At 72.4% G+C, this 15,018-nt stretch carries 14 protein-coding genes; 1 reads left to right on the forward strand and 13 read right to left on the reverse strand.

All coding sequences use genetic code 11. From position 1 onward, the window contains the following. Positions 1-22 precede the first annotated feature (22 nt). Complete coding sequence (locus IF30_RS0100675; protein ID WP_234322531.1) at positions 23-613, forward strand: hypothetical protein; 591 nt, start codon at positions 23-25, stop codon at positions 611-613. Positions 614-672: 59 nt separating this feature from the next. Here the strand turns inward: IF30_RS0100675 and IF30_RS0100680 are convergent, their stop codons facing one another. The 13 genes from IF30_RS0100680 to IF30_RS0100745 all read right to left on the reverse strand — a co-directional run bounded on the left by IF30_RS0100680 (position 673) and on the right by IF30_RS0100745 (position 15,017). Then, positions 673-2,838, reverse strand: coding sequence for a B12-binding domain-containing radical SAM protein (locus IF30_RS0100680; RefSeq protein WP_234322532.1), 2,166 nt, complete (start codon positions 2,836-2,838; stop codon positions 673-675). Positions 2,839-3,183: 345 nt separating this feature from the next. After that, positions 3,184-3,816, reverse strand: a complete 633-nt coding sequence (locus tag IF30_RS0100685; protein WP_030230364.1) for an HAD family hydrolase — start codon at positions 3,814-3,816, stop codon at positions 3,184-3,186. Further along, positions 3,816-5,768 (reverse strand): phosphoribosyltransferase, encoded by a 1,953-nt coding sequence (locus IF30_RS0100690; protein ID WP_030230366.1) that lies wholly within the window; start codon positions 5,766-5,768, stop codon positions 3,816-3,818. Before IF30_RS0100690 ends, IF30_RS0100685 begins: the two co-directional genes overlap by 1 nt. Next, positions 5,765-6,550: a class I SAM-dependent methyltransferase gene (locus IF30_RS0100695; RefSeq protein ID WP_051708957.1), complete on the reverse strand. Its 786-nt coding sequence runs from the start codon at positions 6,548-6,550 to the stop codon at positions 5,765-5,767. The genes IF30_RS0100690 and IF30_RS0100695 overlap by 4 nt, the downstream gene beginning before the upstream one ends. Beyond that, the gene (locus IF30_RS43110) at positions 6,547-7,014 is read right to left on the reverse strand and encodes a hypothetical protein (protein ID WP_030230370.1); all 468 of its coding nucleotides are present in this window, start codon (positions 7,012-7,014) and stop codon (positions 6,547-6,549) included. Before IF30_RS43110 ends, IF30_RS0100695 begins: the two co-directional genes overlap by 4 nt. Beyond that, positions 7,007-8,512, reverse strand: a complete 1,506-nt coding sequence (locus tag IF30_RS0100705) for an NAD(P)-dependent oxidoreductase (RefSeq protein ID WP_030230372.1) — start codon at positions 8,510-8,512, stop codon at positions 7,007-7,009. The genes IF30_RS43110 and IF30_RS0100705 overlap by 8 nt, the downstream gene beginning before the upstream one ends. Positions 8,513-8,544: 32 nt before the next feature. Next, on the reverse strand, positions 8,545-9,498 hold the full coding sequence (locus tag IF30_RS46230) for a GNAT family N-acetyltransferase (RefSeq protein WP_030230375.1): 954 nt from the start codon (positions 9,496-9,498) through the stop codon (positions 8,545-8,547). Continuing rightward, on the reverse strand, positions 9,495-10,406 hold the full coding sequence (locus IF30_RS46235) for a hypothetical protein (RefSeq protein WP_030230378.1): 912 nt from the start codon (positions 10,404-10,406) through the stop codon (positions 9,495-9,497). Before IF30_RS46235 ends, IF30_RS46230 begins: the two co-directional genes overlap by 4 nt. Continuing rightward, positions 10,403-11,002, reverse strand: a complete 600-nt coding sequence (locus IF30_RS40805; RefSeq protein ID WP_158834632.1) for a DUF6624 domain-containing protein — start codon at positions 11,000-11,002, stop codon at positions 10,403-10,405. Before IF30_RS40805 ends, IF30_RS46235 begins: the two co-directional genes overlap by 4 nt. Positions 11,003-11,190: 188 nt before the next feature. After that, positions 11,191-12,477 carry an MFS transporter gene (locus IF30_RS0100730; RefSeq protein ID WP_051708959.1) on the reverse strand — a complete coding sequence of 429 codons (1,287 nt, stop codon included), beginning with the start codon at positions 12,475-12,477 and terminating at the stop codon, positions 11,191-11,193. A 106-nt stretch (positions 12,478-12,583) separates the two neighbouring features. Beyond that, positions 12,584-13,249: a hypothetical protein gene (locus IF30_RS0100735; RefSeq protein ID WP_051708960.1), complete on the reverse strand. Its 666-nt coding sequence runs from the start codon at positions 13,247-13,249 to the stop codon at positions 12,584-12,586. Further along, positions 13,246-13,761 carry a LuxR C-terminal-related transcriptional regulator gene (locus IF30_RS0100740; protein ID WP_030230393.1) on the reverse strand — a complete coding sequence of 172 codons (516 nt, stop codon included), beginning with the start codon at positions 13,759-13,761 and terminating at the stop codon, positions 13,246-13,248. The genes IF30_RS0100735 and IF30_RS0100740 overlap by 4 nt, the downstream gene beginning before the upstream one ends. Positions 13,762-13,781: 20 nt before the next feature. Further along, a complete protein-coding gene (locus IF30_RS0100745) occupies positions 13,782-15,017 on the reverse strand; it encodes a cytochrome P450 family protein (protein ID WP_030230396.1) in 1,236 nt (411 codons plus the stop codon). Position 15,018: the final 1 nt, after the last annotated feature.

The raw sequence follows: 15,018 nt of genomic DNA on the forward strand, positions 1-15,018 counted from the left end.
ACCTCCCTTTACCGAACTTGACTTGAACGCGATCACGGAGCGGCGCTGGGTCGACCGCGGCGACTTCACCGACGCCGAGTTCGCCCGTGCCAGCGCCTTCTACGAGGAGATGCGCGTCCACGACGACCGCCTGGAGCAGGTGCGCGCCGACGCGGCCGCCATGATCAGCGAGTGGACCGGACACAAGCCGCGCGACGTCGGCTCCTTCGGCACCCGCCTGAACCTGGAGACCTCGGACCTGGACCTGGGCATCGGCTACCCGGTCGAGGACCGCGACCGCCTGCGGGCGGCCCTCGCGCCGCACACGACGTTCCTGGGCGAGCGCAAGACCCGCTACTCCACCTCCCGGCTCGTCTTCTCCTTCAAGCTGGACGGCATCGAGATCGACCTGAGCGCGCTCACGGTCGAGGACTTCGCCGTCGCCTGCCGGATGCTCGACCAGATCGACGTGACCATGACCCCCGACGAGCGCATCGCGCACACCTGGGTCAAGCACCTGCTGCGCAGCTCGGGCCGGGCCGAGGAGTACGCGACCTGGAAGCTGACGACGTACGCCCGCTTCTGCCCGGAGTTCAACTGGGTGCCGATCCCGGAGAAGACCGGCGGCGCGTGAGCGCGCGAGCCTGGGTGACCCGACGCCGACGCGTCGGGTCACCCAGGCTCGGCGCCGGCTCAGTCGGCGCACGAATCCCCTGCGTTGATCAGCTCCCAGCCGGCCGCCGTCTCCCACCGGCCGTGCACCCGGTCCAGCGTGGCCGCGTGCTCTCCGGTGAGGTACGTCGTGACCTCGCGCACCGTGGGCGCCATCTGCCCGCGCAGAGTCCCGGCCCGCTCTTCCAGCGCCGCCTCGATCCGAGAGGCGAGCACCTGCTCCTGCTCCGGTTGCTCCAGGTCGTGCTGCTCGATCGCGGCGATCAAGTCGCCCAGAACCTGGTAAGCGGCGTCCTTCAGCACGACGCGGGCTTGGCGGACGGCATGCCGCGGTGCGTCGTCGAGGACCTTCTCCAGACTCTTGAAGGTGTAGTCGAGGGAGAAGTGGCGGTCCACCCAGCGCTGGGCCCAGTTGCTGGCCACGCCGATGCGCCAGTCCAGGTACCGGCAGGCGACCCGGCCCATCAGCGGCTCTTCCGCCCCGGTGAGGCCCTCGGCGGCGGCCATCCGGGTGTAGGCGGCGCCGATGAGGGACTCCATGCTGACGAGCATGTAGCTGATCCCGGTGTGCAGCGCCCGGCCGGTGGTGTGCTCGGCGACCCACGCCTCGTCGCGGACTCCGCGCACGATGTCGGCAGCCGCCAGTCCGGGCTGCGGCCGCAGTAGCAGATCGGTACGGCCCTGGAAGACGTGCGTCTCCTTCAGCTCCTCCAGCGTCATCAACGGGTCGAAGGTGATGTAGGTGTAGCGGGTGGGCACGTTCAGCGCGGACAGGGTGCGGATCGCGACCGCGTTCTGCTCGGCGGTGTTCTCCTTGTTGAACCGGTCCAGGATGGAGTCCACGCCCGACTCCACGCCGAAGAGCATCCGGCGCAGCCCCAGGTCCATCAGGGTGCGCCACATGGCGACCCGCTCGATGTGCCAGGTCTCGTCCATGTCGGGGTGCGTGACCTGGTCGATGCGGCAGCTCGACTCCCAGCGGAAGCCCGCCCGGTGGAACGCGGCGGCCAGGGCCAGGATGCGAGGCACGACCTGTTCGCCGCGGCCGATGATCTCCTCGTCGACCAGGTACGCGGTCCGCGAGACCTGGGGGAACTCGTCGAAGACGCGGCGGATCCAGGCCAGGATCCAGCAGCCGGCCAGCGGGTCGGGGCCGTTCCAGATGCCCTTGTGCCCCCGCGGGCAGAAGGAGCAGGTGTTGGTGCAGCCCCGGCTCATCTCCAGCTGGGCCACCCCGTGCATCTGGAGGGTGAGGCGGAGGAGGTCGAGCTCGGGCAGGATGTCGGCGGCGGCGACGGCAGCACGCAGTTTGGCCGTCCGGCGGGCGACGACGGCGAGTCCGCCGCCGCGCGGGGCGCCGTTGTAGCCGAGCCCGGGTATGTCGGTGAGGGGGATCTCACCGTGCCAGTAGGCCAGGAGGCCCTGCATGGTGGGCTCGCCGGCCGACCGTGCGATGAGGAGCTTGGGGTACTTCGCCAGGAGCAGGCCCTCGTTGCGGGCCACCAGACTGCCCCCGGCGATCACCAGCGGCGGCTCGGGTAACGCGTAGGCGGAGTCGAGGACTTCTTCGAGGAGGTCGTGCTGGCCGAAGGTGGCGCTGATGCCGAGGATGTCCGGGGGCGCGGTGGTGACCTGTTTGAGGAGGTCCTCCAGGGTGGTGCCCAGCTGCATGTCGAGCAGGGTGATGGTGCCGGTCATGGTGGCACGCGCGGCTCGGGCCACGTCGCTGATGCCGAGTGGGAAGCGGGGCAGGGGGAAATTCTCGGGGTGGTAGAGCGCCGCGAGCAGCACGTCGGGCTTGCTGAGGCGTTCCACCGCGCTCTCGTCGAGCACGGCCGCCGAGAGCCAGGAGTCCGGCTGGTCGATCAGGAGCCGGGAGCCGGTCCACTGGGGCCAGGCCCTGCCGGAGTGCGGCTGGCCGGACAGGTCGGCCAGGGTCCACCAGCCGCCGCCGGTCTCCAGGAGCACCAGCCGCCGGTCAAGGGTGCCGGTGACGCGGACCCGCAGAGCGTGCTCGGCGTAGCGGTCCTCGATGAAGGTGCGAAGGTCGTTTGGGGTCAGGAGCAGAAGCTCCAGAGCACCCATCTCCTCGGTGTCGCCGGGGTCGATCGGCGGCGCCGAGGGGAACGTGTGCTCCAGGGCGGTGGCTAGCCGTACGGCCTGTTCCCGAACCGGGGAGTCGTTCATCAGGAGTGCCCTTCAGAGAGTGCGGATCGTGGGCCGGTGCGCTCAGCTCCAGGTCGGGGTCTGCTTGTCGCGGCGGACCGGAGGGGCTGGCGTTCCGGCGCGTGCTTGTCGTTGCGGCTCCGTACCGGGCCGCAGCCCACGGCGAAGTCGCCGGGCGCGAGGGTGGCGCCGCCCGCGTTGGTCAGCGGGTGGCTGCCGGATGGCGTCGTGGTGACCGGGCAGGCCGGGCGCTTGAACACCGCGGTTGGTGTGACGGCCATGGGCAAGGTCCTTCAGGGCAGGGGCCCACCAGCCCCCGGGCGTCAGGAGATCCCCAGGGGTGGGCGGGAGCTTGGGGTATACGGGTCAGGTGGTGTGGGCCTGGCAGTAGGCGGCCAGGTCGCCCGGGGTCGACAGGATCCGTTCCGGTACGGCGGCGGCGAGGTCCTCGCGGCTCGCGTATCCGTAGGCGACGGCGATCGCCGTCAGACCGGCGGCGTGGGCGTGGAGGACATCGCTGCCGGTATCGCCGACGTACGCGGTGGCTCCGTGCCGGGTGCGCAGGAGACGGAGCTTGTCGGTCTTGCTGCCCGGCTCGTCTCGTGAGAGCAGTACGCGGGGCATCACCTCGGCCGACAGGCCACGGGCGAGCAGGCCGTGAACGGTGGTGTGATGGCTTCCGGTGACCACCGCGTACCCGGGCCCGGCGGCCAGTTCGGCCAGCGGGCCGACCATCTCCGCGATAACGCCGTGCGGTTCGTCGGCGGCGGACCGGGCCGTCAGCTCGGCGTGCCGCTTCCAGAACCGCTCGGCGGTCTCGAAGTCGATCCAGCGGGTCAGCGAGGCGCTCAGCACGCCCTGGTACACGACCGGCAGGTCGTCCGGGCCGGCCAGGTCGGGCAGCTTGTCCAGCCCCATCTCCTGTCGGGCGTCCTGGTAGCAGCGCCAGGCCCGGGCGCGGGAGTCATGCAGGACTCCGTCGAAGTCGAAGGCCAGCATCAGCCCACCTCGCTCAGGGCCACCATGGGCACGCCGCACCAGCCCAGCAGCCCGGGACGGGGCAGCAGCCGGGCAAGCTCCACCAGCGTCTCCCCGGCGCGGGGCCAGGTCGACGGTGTGCCCAGAGGGGCGAGCAGCAGCGTGTTCCCCTCCCGGACCGGCTGGAAGATGCCGCCTTCAGTCCACCGCGTGACGGCTTTCAGCGTCATCTCCGTCTCCTCATCCGTCGGCCCGGGTTCGAGTTCGGCGGCGGCGGTGCCGCCGAAGGGCAGCCTCGGCTCCACCAGCGCGCCGGGCTGCTGCGCCCACCGGTGGACGACACCCGGTGCGGCCACCGCATGGTCGGCCACGGCGTCGGTCAGCATGTGCTGGACTACGGCGGCTGCCTGGGACATGCCACGTTGAAGCCGGTACGCCTCCACGGCGGTCTCGGCCGCGCGATGGGCGTTGTAGGTGCGCGGGAGCTGGCCGCCGCGGGCCGTGCCGTAGCACAGCAGCGCGACTGCGAGCGCCGAGTACCAGAACTGGCCGGGAAGGCGTCGCCCGAGGCTCTGAGCGACTGCCTCTAGGCCGCCGCCGAACGCGACGGCGAGAGCCGCCAGGTCGAGGAGCGGGGTGAGGAGCTCGTTGTCGCGGCGGTAGGGGTGGGCGAGGTGGCCGGTCTTGCGCAGTCGTCCGCCGTGGTCGAGAAACCACTTCTCCGCCTCGCACCGGTTGTCGGGCAGCGCCGGGGCGAGGACGGCCAGCAGACGGTGCAGCAGCGCGGCGGAGGCTTCCTCGTCCGCTCCGGTCAGGGCCTGGGCCACCGTGCGCACGACCCTGGGGATCGGCCTGCCGGGCCGGGCGGGCTCCACCGTGAGCTGCTCGGCGCGGACGAGGACGTAGTCCACCGCCTCATCCAGCAGGTGCGGTGCCGGCTCCGGGCCCAGTGCGGCCGTGGGGACGAGATCCTCGCTGACCACGAGCGAGGGGGCCACGGCGAGCGTGGCCGGAAGAAGGGGACTGCGCAGTGCGGTGGCCACAGCGCGGGCGGCGTCGCCGAAGATCCCCGGCGGCACCCACCCGGCGACCGCGTGCCGGACGCCGCCGGAGGTGCGCAGCCGGATGCCGGCCCGGGCCGGCGAGCGGCGCCGGACACCCGGCCACGGGGCCAGGGCGGAGTTCTCCCGCCCGGGGACGAGGCCGTCCACAACCGGGGCCCCCTCCGCGCTCGGCCAGTCGGCTTCGGCCGTCAGGTAGGCGGACAGGGCATCGGGCTCCAGGCGGCGGGTGGACTGCCATTCCTCGCGCGGCAGCACGGTGACCGCGATCCCCGCCTGGCGCAGTCCCTCCACGTCCGCGGCGTCGAAGACCGGCACTAGCACCTCGGCCCCGGCCGCTCCCGGGACCTCTCGGGCGAGAGCCAGCAGCGTCCGGCCGGTCAGCGGCGGGTCGTCCACCAGCAGCACCCGCCGGTCGCCGACCTCGGGCTTCTCACCGGCCCGCACGCTCGCCACCCGCACATCCACGCCCGCGGCCTCCAGGCCGGCGGCGACCAGCGGCGCCAGGTACGCCCCGCCGGTCCGCACACCCGCCACGAGGACCGGGCCGGACCAGTCCCGGCGCTCCAGCCACGTCCGGGCCAGCCGGACCGCGTCCTGCCACTCCACTCCCTGGACGGCCAGGGACGCCGGCAGACGCACGAACGACTCGTCCCTCGCCAGCCGGTTGGGGATGCGGTCGACCTCGGGCGCGATGAGGGAGTCCTCGCCGGCCGCGAGCCGTCGGCCCGCGCGCAGGGTCATGTCCCGCAGGACCCCCGCTCCCGGCAGGCCGGTGTCGCACGAGCGGATCCACAGGGCGGCCAGCGACTCGTAACAGCGCAGGGCCGGCATGGGCTGCCCCGCCCGGGACGCGAGGTCCCGGGCGAGGTGGCCGATCGTCAGCGGCGGGATGGCCGATGGCGCGTTCATGCGGTGGCCTCGCGGCGGGCCACGGCGTGCACCAGACGGCCCAGCTCCCTGTACGGGCTGCGGCTGGAGGCCGCCCACTCCGTCTCGAGCGCCTCCCGGTACTCCTCCTCAGTGGGCTTCCAGTCGGTGCGGTGGTCGTGGAAGATCCGCACGCCCTGCCACGGCAACGGCGTGAGCCCGTTCGCGCGGGCGAGGTCGTCCAGGTGCTCGGGGGTGTCGCCCCGGGTGGTGATGCCGAGGTTGCCCACGCTGGCGGCCTGCCCGCTCTCGATCTGCGCACGGGCCGACGCGTAGTCGCCGGACAGGGCCTCGCGCACGCCCACGGCCAGTTGGTTCTTTGTCAGCACGCTGAGGACGCCGCCGACGGCGACGAGACGGGCGAGGTGGGCGAGCGGGGCAACGGAGTCGGGCAGGTACATCACGACGCCGTGGCAGACCACCGCGTCGAACGCGCCGTCCTCGAAGGGCAGGTCGTAGACGTCGCCCTCGGCCAGCGTCACCCGCCCGGCGATCTCCGGGTCGGCGGCGACCCGGTCGGCCGCGGAGGTGAGCATGCCGGACGACTTCTCCACGCCGGTCACGTGGTGTCCGGCGGCCGCGAGGCGCAGCACCATCTCCCCGTCGCCGCAGCCGACGTCCAGCACGCGGGCCGAGCGCTCCCCGAGCTCGGCGAGCACCCGGCGCGCGGTGATGTCGTGGCGCAGCCGGCCCCGGCCGCCGCTGGAGTACGCGGCGTAGCCGGTCCCGACGGTCGCGAAGTCGGAGGAGGGCGTTGTGGTCATGGGGTGAACTCCTTCTTGAGGGTGGGCCAGTGTTCGACGAGAAAGCGGAACGAGGGGTAACGGCCGCCGGTGGACAAGGCTTCGCCGGCCGCTCCGGAGGGAGTGAAGGTGCCCGCGCGCAGCGCCTGGCGGACACGGACCAGGCTCGGGATCCGGGCGGCTAGCTGCGGCACCCGGGCCCGGGCGTCGGCGGCCGGAAGCCAGGCCGTCAGCTGTTGAGGGCGCATCTCCTCCCACACCACGACGTCCGCGAGGCCGTCGCCCAGGCGTACGGCGAGGAAGTGCGGCACCGCGGTCGTCCCGGGGGAGGCGCCGCGATGGCCGAGCGTGGTGACGGTGCCGGGGTAGTCGGTGCGCAGGGCGGTGAGGTGGTGGGCGAACACGGCGCCGAGGTCGCACGTCAGGCAGCCGCACACCGACCGGGTGCCGGTGAGGTCGTCGAGGGTGAAGATCCGCTCAGCCACGCCCGCCGCCGGCGGCCGGGCCGTAGAGGCGGTAGTAGTCGTCGACGATGCCCGCCTCGGCAAGGATCAGGTTGGTCGCCGCGACGTTGTGGCCGGGCCGCAGCCGTGCATCGGCGCGGGCCAGGGCCACCGCGCCGACCGCGAGCCCGGCCAGGACCAGGTCGACGTAACGGTTGGACAGGGACTCGGCGTAGTGGAAGTTGATCGGCATGCCGTGCCCGAGGACGACGATCTCAGGGCCGCCGGTGAGCTGGTAGCCGGTGCCGAGCACGCCCCGGTCGGTGACCTGGGTGCTGCCGGCGCGCAGTTCGTCGAGGTCGAACTCGAAGTTCCGGCTGGTGGTGCTGACCAGGAACGACCGGTCAGGCAGGAGCCGGGCCTCGCGCGCGCCGAAGCTGCGGCTGCCGACGCAGCCGACGACCAGCCGCGGCCGGTGCGTGCGCACCAGCTGGTCCAGCGACCGGCCGGTGAGGAACCCCTCCTCGTGCGCGGCGACCAGGCGGGTGATGTCGGAGTCGAACACCGCGACCCGCATGCGCCGCATCTCCAGGACGCGGGCGACCTCGTGTCCGATACGGCCGAAGCCGAGCACGAGCGCGGCCTGGCCCTCGAGCTTCTCGTCCGGCAGCAGCCGCAGCGTATTGCGTATGGCCGCATCCGCGATCCCGTACGACTCGATCATGCCCTTCATGTCGCTCTCGGCGACGCTGAACAGCGGCAGCGGCAGCTCGAGCCCCTCCACCTTGCGGATGCCGGAGGTGGTCTGCTCCACCAGCCCGGTGAAATGACCCGCCTGCTCCGGCAGTTCGCGAAGGACGGTGGGCATCACGTAGCCGCCGTCGTCCATGACCACGCTCTGCTTGCCCGCGGCGGCGACCCGTTCGATGTGGTCCTCGATCCCCTCGCGCAGGTCCCGGTAGCGCCACACCGCGATGCCGTGCCGCTGCACCAGGTGCGCGTCCACGCGGTGGGTGTGCGCGTAGGGGTACTCCTTGTCGATCACGGTCATGTGCGCCGGATCCACGCCGAGGGCGAGGAGGCTGTCGACCAGGACGAGGAAGTCCCGCATGTGGTGGATGGTCAGCAGCACCCCGGTGCTGGCCAGCGGCTTGTCCGGCCACCGGTCGGCCAGTCGGCTCGTCAGCGGCAGTTCGGCCACGGCAGCGGCGACCTCGGTGTCGGTGAACGGCAGATGCCGCGCGGCGGCGAAGAACGCCTCGGCCTCGGCCGGGCTGCCCTGCTCGAAGGTCGTGACGAGCCGGTGGGTGTTCGCGGCGGCCGCGGCCGGGTCCGCCGGGGCAGCCAGCGTCAGCCGGCCGCGACCGCCGTCGACGAGCACGCATCGCCACGACGCCGTCGCCTCGTCCCAATCCATGCTCTGCACGTCGGGGTTGACGGCGAGGCGGGTGGCGAGTTCACCGGCCAGATGGCTGGCCTCGTCCGGTGTGGCGATGATGTCGACCGCGTGGACGAGCGGCGGTTTCACGGATGCGGGCATCAATGCCCTCCTGTCGGAAAGGGGGTGGTGGATCAACGGAAGCCCGGGGCGCAGCGCTCGCCGGGAAGGGTGAAGGTGCGGCAGCGGCCGGTGACGCGCATGCCGTGGGCGACGAAGTCGGCCGGGTCCTGCCGGGTCACCGCGCGCACGGTCGTCACCTGCCGGGCGCCGGCCAGGATGTGCGCCTGGGCGATCAGCCGCCTGCGGGCCTCCTCGTCAGCGGCCCACACCTCAGCCAGCAGCAGTTCACTGTGTGCGGCGTTCTCCTGGGCCAGGGCCAGCAGCAGCGACCCGGTCGGCGGGTCGAGCAGCAACGTCTCCGGGTGGAATCGCGCGTCGTCGCGCCACCGCGGCCACGTCGAGGCGGCGAACGACGCCTCCAGTCCCGCGAACCGGCGGGCGGCCGCGGAGACGTACGCTTCCGGCTCCCCGATGTCTGCGGCGGTGACGGCAGCGAACACGCCGTCGGCGGGGGCACCGTGCAGCACCGTGATGGTGTCCAGCACCTCCCACCCAGAACGGGCGAAGAAGTCGGTCGCGCCGTCCCGGTCGATGGGCACGTCCGTGGTCACCAGCGGCCACTCCACCGCCTCCACCACCGTCTGCAGCAGCCTCCGGCCCAGCCCCGCCCTGCGCACCGCCGGATCCACGACCGGACCCCACAGCCGCGCCTTCTGCTCGCCGGGCTCCGGGAGGCGGACGGCGCACCAACCGGTGACCTTCCGTCCGTCCCGGGCAACGGCGAGCACCGGCGGCGCGCCGGTCAGCGCGTTCGTGAGCCGCGAGCGCACCAGGGAGGCACTGACCGGCCGGTCGTCGCTGTACCCGGTGATGCACCGCTGGGCAAGGTCGGCGAGCTCTTCGCACACGTCGGCGTGCAGGCTGGCGATGAAGTCGATCCCAGCATCCGCGCCGGTCGGCCAAGGCGTGGGGGCGGAACCCTGCTCCTCTCCGGGCGTGGGTTCGATAAGCCTGCTGTCGGTCATGCGTATGCCCCTTCTTGCCCATCCGAACTGGCGAGGCTCTGGGCGTTCGGCACGTACACCTCGGCCTTCCGATGCAAGATCGTTTGCAGCTCGGCGGCGTCGAAGGCGGCCATCAAGGGGAGATGGTCGGACAACCGACGCAGGTCCGGGGAGTCGCAGACCGAGAAGTCCACCAGGGCGGGCGCGAGTTCGGCACTCAGGTAGCCGCGGTCGATGCAGTACCCGGGGCCGCTGGGGCGGCCGGGGTGGTCGCGGTAGCCGGCCGTCGCGTTCATGGCGTCGGGCCGGCCGAGGTGCTCGGCGGCGTGACGGGCGATCTCGATGTAGCCAGCCGCCAAGAGCTCGCCATCGGGCCGGACGTCGGTGTGCCGACGTCCGGCTTCCTCGTAGGTCCGGTTGGCGACGAAGGCCCGGTCCGCATACGGATCCCAGGCGTGCTCGGTGCCGACGCGGTAGCTGTTCCAGTCGCCGAAGCACATGGCCAGCCAGCCGGGCTTGGCGAGAGTGGTGCACCAACGAGCCTCGGTCAGCCGGTACTCGGGGGACCAGTAGCAGGTGTGCATGCTGACGCAGCTGATCTGGCGGGGGCTGAGGGTGCCGTCGGCGCCGCGGAGCCGGACGGCGATGTTCGCCGGCGCGTGCCAAGGCGCCCATGCCTGCGGGTACTCCTCGGTGCACACCAGCGGCCCACCACGGCGCACGAAGATCGCGTTGTCGTTGGAGCTGCCCGGCCTGGGAACGGCGATGTGGCCGTCCATGTCGAGCAGTTCCTCCAGCTCGGCGAGCTGGTCCGGCTGGACCTCCTGCTGGAAGAACAGGTCGGGGCGCTGCTCGCGGACCCAGCGGGCACCGGAGCGAAGGTTTATGCCCTTCTCCAGGTTCCAGTTCACGACGGTGATCGTCTTCATGCCGCGGGCCTCTCTACGAGCCGGACGACCGGGGTGGTGGATAAGGAGGCGAGGTGGCGCCGGCGCAGAAGCCGGGCCTGCTCGCTGTGAACGGGAAGGCCGACCTGGGCGCGGCGGCGGTCGAGCGCGTCCGGCTCGGCGACCGGTAGCAGCTCGAGAAGCCCGCCCGGTCCGTCCGGCCGGTAGACGTACTGCGTGCCGTACAACTGCGGCTGACCGCTGTTGACGAGCACGCGGTCGTGCACATAGGCCCACTGGGCGGGCGTCGCCTCGCCCTGCTGCGCCGCCTCGCGCAAGGCGGCAAGGAACCGGCTCTGAAGCTGACGGTCCTGGTCGGCGTGGACGGCGATGGCCACCGCGGCCCGGCATCCGTCCTCGCCGATCCGGGACCGTCCCGGCCAGCCGTGCTGGGTGACGATGTCCCCCAGGAAGAGGGCGTTGTCGGCGTCGGCCTTCCGGGCCGCCGCGAACACCTCCGCAGGCGCGGCGGCTCGGCGGTGGGCGGGCGTCCGCCACGACTCCCTGGCGGTGTCTGCCCGCGCGGTCAGGTCGCGACCGATGGCGACCCAGTTGGGTGGGCTCCCGGGCGTAGTCATCGTGATGTGCCTGCCTCTCGATCAGTCCGGCTGTCAGATTTCGGTCTCGGCGCGCACCAGCCACAGCCCGCCCGAGCGAGCGGCGATCCAGTGCAACTGCGTCTCGTAGACCTGGTCGATGGGGGATACCGAAGTCCTACTGATGGCTACGAGGCCGCGTACGGGCGAGTCAGGGTCGGCGCGGAGGATCAGCCCGTCCCCGCGTTCACGGGTATCGGCATGGAGGTCAGGCGGCCTATAGGCGAGCGCCATAGCACCCAGGACGACAGGATCAGCAGGACGAGGCCGGTCAGCATGGTGGTGGGCACGCTGGTGAGAGAGGCCATGGGACCGGCGGCGAGGGCGGCGAGGGTCTCACTGCCGGCGATGACCCAGAAGGAGGTCTGCAAGGTCCGGGACCCGAGATGGGGCGGGCTGACGGACTGCTGCACGGAGCGCTGAGTGGTGCCCACGGCGCACGCCGCGGCGTGCTGCGCCCACCCCGCGGCGGCGAGGGCCACCAGCCACGCGAGCCCAGGTCCGGCGATGAGCGGCGCCGCGTGGGTGAGGGCGTAGACCGTCAATCCGATGCTGAGGACGACGCCCGGGCCGTGGTGGCGGACGAGGCGGGGCGCGAGCAGCGCTCCGGTAAGGCCCCCGAGACTGCTCGCCGCCATGATCACGCCGAGGCCGGTCGCGCCGACTTGCGCCGTGGTGAGCAGGTAGTACGCCAGGTACGTGCTGGCCAGTCCGGTGCCGAAGCCGGTACCGGCCAAGGCCAGGAGCAGGGGACTCAGCAAGGGGTGGCGGGCGCTGTGGAGGAGACCGTCGCGGATCTCGCCGACCATCGGCGGCCTCTTGCCCCGCGCCGTGGGGACGGGCAGCACGCGGATGCGGGTCGCGCACCACGCGGACACGAGGAAGGACACCGCGTTCGCGAGGATCGCCCGGGCGGGCCCGACTGCCGCGACGAGCAGGGTCCCCAGCGCTGCCCCGGCGGATCCGGCGACGGTGATCGCCGCAGTGAGCCGTGCATGGGCCTGGTGCAGCAGCCCGGGTCCGGCGAGACGGGGCAGCGCCGCCATCGCAGCGGCGCTGTGGAGGACGGAGAGGGTGCCCAGGGTGAAGGCGACGGCGTAGAGGACGGGCATCGTGAGCTGGCCGAGAACGGCAGCGGCGGGTATAGCCAGGACGAAGGTGGCCGCGGCGAGGTCAGTGGTGAGCAGCACGGTGCGTATCGGGTACCGGTCCAGAACGACGCCCGCCGGCAGCGAGACGACGAGCGCCGGGAACTTCGCGGCGAAGGCCAAGAGCGCGACCTGGCCGGGGGTGGCCTGGAGTTGGAGGACGGCGAGCGCGGGCAGCGCCACCTGGTGGACGGCGGTCCCCGCGTAGCTGGTGCCCTCACCGACCAGGAGCGCGGCTAAGGCATGCCAGGCGGTTGGGCTGCCGCCCGGTGCCGCCGGGTTGGCGGTGGTGTCGGAGGCCGTCGTCACAGTGCGCCTCCGACCGGGGCCCGGCGGAGCGCTCGCGCTCGCGGGGGCAGGGCGCGGCCCAGGGACAGGGGTGGTACGAGTCCGGTCGAGCGCTGGGTGAGGGTGCTCATCGCTCGCTGCCCTCCTTGGGCCCGCGTCGCGTCACGGCGGGGACAGTGGAGTGGATGAGCGCAGCCAGACCGGGCGAGGGAGCGGCAGGCAGGCGGATCCGCGCGACCCGGTGACCGTCCGGGGTACGACCGGAGCCGAGGACGTGCCAGCCGAGGTCGCGCAGATGCCCCAGGAGCCGGCCGCCGGCACCGTCGGGCCCGGTACTCCGGCTCGGGACCTCGGCGTACACACAGTCGATGCCGGTGTGGGCCGCATAGTCGGCGAGCCACAGCGTCATCAGCCATCCGGTCCGGTCGGTGCGGCCAGGCGCTGTGTGGGCCAGTGAGACCTTCAGTGCCGGAGTGGGGTCGTCGACGGCCCACGTCCGCAGATCCGGCTCCCGGTGCAGGAGGAGACAGCCGACGAGGACTTCGTCCCGGTCGTCGTCCTCGTACAGGCCGACCGCCTCCGCACGGTGGTCCCGGAAGGCGGCGACATGGAGGGCGGGCGCGTCGAAGCCGCGTCGGGCGAGCCACAGGCCGCGGTCCTGGACGAGAGCGGCGGCCGCCTCGCGGTCGGCGGCTGTCACGATCGGCCGCATCTCGTACGCCCACGTCGCCCGGCCGTCGCGGTCGGCTGCCGCGTCGGGGGAGGCCGTGGTGTCGGGGGTGAGGGTGTTCATCGCGCCGCTCCGGCGGGCCGTGCCGGGGGCTGCTCGGCGGTGGTGGTTCCTTCGCCGCCGAGGATGCCGTGAGTGTGGGCCAGCCCGATGAGGTGCGCGGCGTTGCTGGCGCCCGTCCTGCGTACGAGGCCGCCGGTCCGGGTGCGCAGTTCGCCGGCCGGGATGCGCGCTGCGCGGGCGATGTCGTCCGGCCGGGAGTGCTCGGCGATGGCGCGGATGAGCAGCAGGTCGTCCGCGTCCGGCTCGAAGGCGCGGCGCAGCAGTGGGGGCGGGGGCGGAGGCACCTGCTGGTGGCTGAGGAGGGCATGGGCGAGAACCGCGCGGGAGGAGCGCGGAGGGCAGTGCAGGCTCTCGCGCATCACCCGGACGTGGGAGCTCACCGTGTCGCCGGACAGGTGTTCCTCGCCCGCGATCTCCGGGTTGGTGAGCCCGCACACGAGGTGGGCGGCGACCCGCTTCTGAGCCCGGGTGAGCGGAGTGATCGGGGCGGCGACGGTGGCGGAGGTGGTCATCTGGATTCCTGGTCGGGTGGTCAGGCCGCGGCCGGGCGAAGGCGGACGGGCAGCTGCTCGTGGCCGTTGCTGATCAGGGAGCTGAGCGGCTTGAGCTGGTCGGCGGGGACGGCGAGTTCGAGGTCGGGGAAGCGGGTGAAGAGCTTCCGCAGGCCGGTGGCGAGCTCCAGTCGGGCGAGCGGGGCGCCGAGGCAGAAGTGGACGCCGTGCCCGAAGGCGAGGTGGTCCTTGGTGGCGCGGCGGATGTTGAAGTCGTCGGCGGTCTCGCCGTGCCAGTCCGGGTGCCGGTTGGCCGCGGCGTAGGAGGCGAGGATCGCCTCGCCCTTGGCGATGGTCTGGCCGTCGGGCAGCACGATGTCGTTGACGGCGTAGCGCATCGGGAGGTGCTTGACGGCCGGCTCCAGGCGCAGGGTCTCCTCGACGACGTCCGCCCAGTCTGCGTGGCCGGCGCGGAGCTGGTCGCGCTGTTCGGGGTGGGTCAGCAGGAGGCTGATGGCCTGGTCGAGGACGTTGACGGTGGTCTCGTATCCGGCGCTGATCATCAGCAGGAGGGTGTCGCGGAGCTCGGCGTCGGACAGGCCGCGCCTGTCTCCGTCGTCGTCGCGGGCGGCGATGAGCAGGGAGGTCATGTCGTCGCCGGGGTCGGTGCGCTTGGTGGAGATGAGCTGGTCCAGGACCTTGTACAGGTCCTTGGTGTTAGTGGCGGCCTGGTCGGCGGTGAGGGTGGTGTCGAAGACACCGTCGACGACGCCGCGGAAGTGGGCACGCTGGTCGGCGGGGACGCCCATGAGGTGGCCGATGACCGCGATGGGAAGCGGGTAGGCCACGTGTTCGCGCAGGTCGATGCTCTGTCCGGTGGGCAGGTCGTCGAGGTCGTCGAGGATCGTCTCCACGATGGTCTCGACGACGGGGGCCAGGGCGTCGATGCGGCGCGCGGAGAAGGCGGGGGCGATCATGCGCCGCAGCCGCCGGTGGTCGTCGCCGTACGCGGTGAACATGTTCTCGACTGCGACCCACAGCGCGAGCGGCCAGGTCTGTATCGCCTCTTCGTAGCCGGGCCAGTGGGCGCGGGCGTCCTTGGAGACGTCGGTGTTCTTGAGCAGGCTCTTGAGCAGGGCGGGGTCGCTGATCGACCAGGCGGTCACGCCGAGGATGTCGACGCGGACCGCGGCGCCGTGGCCGCGGAGCTGCTCGTGCTCGCCGTGGTGGTCGGCGCCGGTGGGGTCGAGGACGATCGGGGTGGCGGGCTGGGACATG

Origin of the sequence: Streptomyces sp. NRRL S-350 (assembly GCF_000719705.1) — a bacterium.
GTDB lineage: Bacteria > Actinomycetota > Actinomycetes > Streptomycetales > Streptomycetaceae > Kitasatospora.